A 2583-nucleotide genomic window follows, 5' to 3' on the forward strand; every position below is an offset into this window, starting at 1 on the left:
CCGCCCGCCCCGCCGGCCACGTCCCGCCCGCCGCCCCGGCCCGCCACGGGGGCGACGGGCGTCCGGTCGGCCCGGCCCTGTCCCCGCCGGGCGGGACGGTCTCCGCCCGACCCCTGTTACCCGCCGGTACCCCCTGTCGCGCCACCCGCCCAGGGGGTACGGCAGCATGGGGTCCGTGCACACACGTACGACCTCGGGAGAGGCAAGCCCCATGTCGATGACACCCGGGCCCGGGATCCTGGCCGCGTTCGAGGCGGCGAAGGGCTTCATGCCCGTGGACGAGGGCCTGGCCCTGTACGCGGCGGCGGCCGAGGCCGGCCGTCTGGGGCTGCCGCTCCTGGAGATCGGCACCTACTGCGGCCGTTCCACGATCCTGCTCGCCGACGCGGCCCGCTCGGCCGGTGTCACCGCGCTCACCGTGGACCACCACCGCGGCAGCGAGGAACAGCAGCCCGGATGGGACTACCACGACCCGGAGACGGTCGACCCCGAGCTGGGCCTGATGGACACCCTCCCCACCTTCCGCCGCACCCTGCACCGGGCGGGCCTGGAGGACCACGTGGTCGCCCTGGTCGGCCGCTCCCCGCGCATCGCCGCCCTGTGGGCCTCCCCCCTCGCCCTCGTCTTCATCGACGGCGGCCACACCGACGAACACGCCACCGCCGACTACGAGGGCTGGGCCCCGCACGTGGCCGAGGACGGCCTCCTCGTCATCCACGACGTCTTCCCCGACCCGGTGGACGAGTTCACCGGCCAGGCTCCCTACCGCGTCTACCTCCGCGCCCTGGAGTCCGGCGCGTTCACCGAGGTCTCGGCCACCGGTTCCCTGCGCGTACTGCGCCGTACCGGCACGGGCGTCCGGCACCGCTAGGGTGGCTGCGTGTCGTACACAGGTCCCGGTTTCGATCCGCCCCAGCCCCGACGGTCCCGGCGCGGGCCCCTGACCGTGGCACTCGCCGCGCTGGTGCCGGGCGCGCTGCTCGGGTGGGCGGTGTACGCCGCGGTGGGCGGGTCCGGGGACGACGAGGGGCCGGGGAGCACCGCCGCTTCCGCCTCTCCCTCCGCATCCGCTTCCGCTTCGTCCCGTACGTCGTCGCCGGCGCCGTCCGCGAGTTCCGAGGACGAGAAGCCCGGCGCCCCGGCTGCCGCGAGCGGCCCCCTCAGGGGCAGGGTCGTCGTCATCGACCCCGGACACAACCCGGAGAACTTCAAGCACACCGCCGAGATCAACCGCCAGGTGGACATCGGGACCAACCGCAAGGAGTGCGACACCACCGGCACGTCCACCGACGACGGTTACGCCGAGGCCGACTTCACCCTCGACGTCGCCCACCGGATGCGCGCGCTCCTGGAGAAGCAGGGCGCCACCGTGAAGCTGACCCAGGACGGGGACCGGCCGTTCGGCCCGTGCGTGGACGAGCGGGCCCGGATCGGCAACGAGGCGAAGGCCGACGCCGTCGTCTCCCTCCACGCGGACGGCTCGGGCACCGGCAACCGCGGCTTCCACGTGATCCTGCCCGGCGCCGTCGACGCCGGTGCCGCCGACACCCGCGCCATCGTCGGGCCGTCCGAGGACCTCGGCACGCGCATCGCGGGCAACTTCGTGCGCGTCACCGGCAGCGCGCCGTCCAACTACGTCGGCGGTGGTACCGGTCTCGTCACGCGTAAGGACTTGGGCGGTCTCAATCTGTCAACGGTTCCCAAGGTGTTCATCGAGTGCGGCAACATGCGCGATAGCAAGGACGCGGCACTGCTGACCAGCGGTGCCTGGCGGCAGAAGGCGGCGCAAGGGATTTCCGACGGAATCGTGAGTTTCCTGCGCGGGTGGGGATCAGCGCGCTGATCCGGGCGGACAGCCCGAGCGCACGGACGGTAGTGTCGTCCGGACGATGAGGGGCCACCCCCGCGCTTCACACCGGAACCTCCGGGCGACACGGTGACAGCGACGCCTCTTCCGACGACGAGACGACCTACGAAGGACCTGAAGTGAATATCCGCTCCCTCACTCGAGGCGACGGCGTGGTGATCGGAGCAGCGGTATTGCTGTTCATCGCGTCGTTCCTCGACCTCTACTCCGTCGACGGCGCACCCGACGACTACGACCTCCCCAGCCTGTGGGGCAGCGGCCCGGTCGTGCTCGGAGTGGTGCTGGCGGGCATCATCGGCGCGGCGCTCATCGTCGTGGTCCGTGGTCTGCCGCAGCCGCCGAAGGTCGCGGGGCTCGACCTCGGCCAGTTCGGCATCGCCTTCACGGTGTTCGCCGCCTGGAGCGCCCTCGGCAACATCTTCGACGTGGCCGGCGGCATCGACAACGTGGGTCCCGGTTCCTCCGACGGCCCCGACGCCGGTACCGGTCTGATCCTGGCCCTCATCGCCACGCTCGTCATGGCCGCCGCCGCCGTCGCCACCCCCCTGGTGCCCGCCCTCAAGGGTGCGCTCCTCCCGGCCGCCCGTCCCGCCGCCCCGCAGCCGTACGGCGCCCAGCCGCCCGGCGGTTACGGCTACCCGGGTGCGCAGCAGCCGGCCTCGTTCGGCGGTCAGCCGCAGCAGCCCTTCGCGGGCCAGCCCCAGCCGGGCCAGCCG

3 protein-coding genes are annotated in these 2583 nt (G+C 73.1%); all 3 read left to right on the forward strand.

Annotated elements, in window-relative coordinates; translation table 11 throughout:
• The first annotated feature begins 211 nt into the window (after positions 1–211).
• Positions 212–871: a class I SAM-dependent methyltransferase gene (locus tag B7767_RS18010; RefSeq protein WP_085573088.1), complete on the forward strand. Its 660-nt coding sequence runs from the start codon at positions 212–214 to the stop codon at positions 869–871.
• 9 nt (positions 872–880) lie between these two features.
• Complete coding sequence (locus tag B7767_RS18015) at positions 881–1843, forward strand: N-acetylmuramoyl-L-alanine amidase (RefSeq protein ID WP_085573089.1); 963 nt, start codon at positions 881–883, stop codon at positions 1841–1843.
• A 143-nt stretch (positions 1844–1986) separates the two neighbouring features.
• Positions 1987–2583 (forward strand): DUF5336 domain-containing protein (locus B7767_RS18020; protein ID WP_085573090.1); only part of this gene is annotated, 597 nt, incomplete at its 3' end.

Origin of the sequence: Streptomyces sp. 13-12-16, from assembly GCF_002114215.1 — a bacterium.
Taxonomy (GTDB): domain Bacteria; phylum Actinomycetota; class Actinomycetes; order Streptomycetales; family Streptomycetaceae; genus Streptomyces.

Coding starts and splice junctions, on each gene's coding strand:
- B7767_RS18010 (WP_085573088.1), top strand. CDS start 212: ATGTCGATGACACCCGGGCCCGGGATCCTGGCCGCGTTCGAGGCGGCG.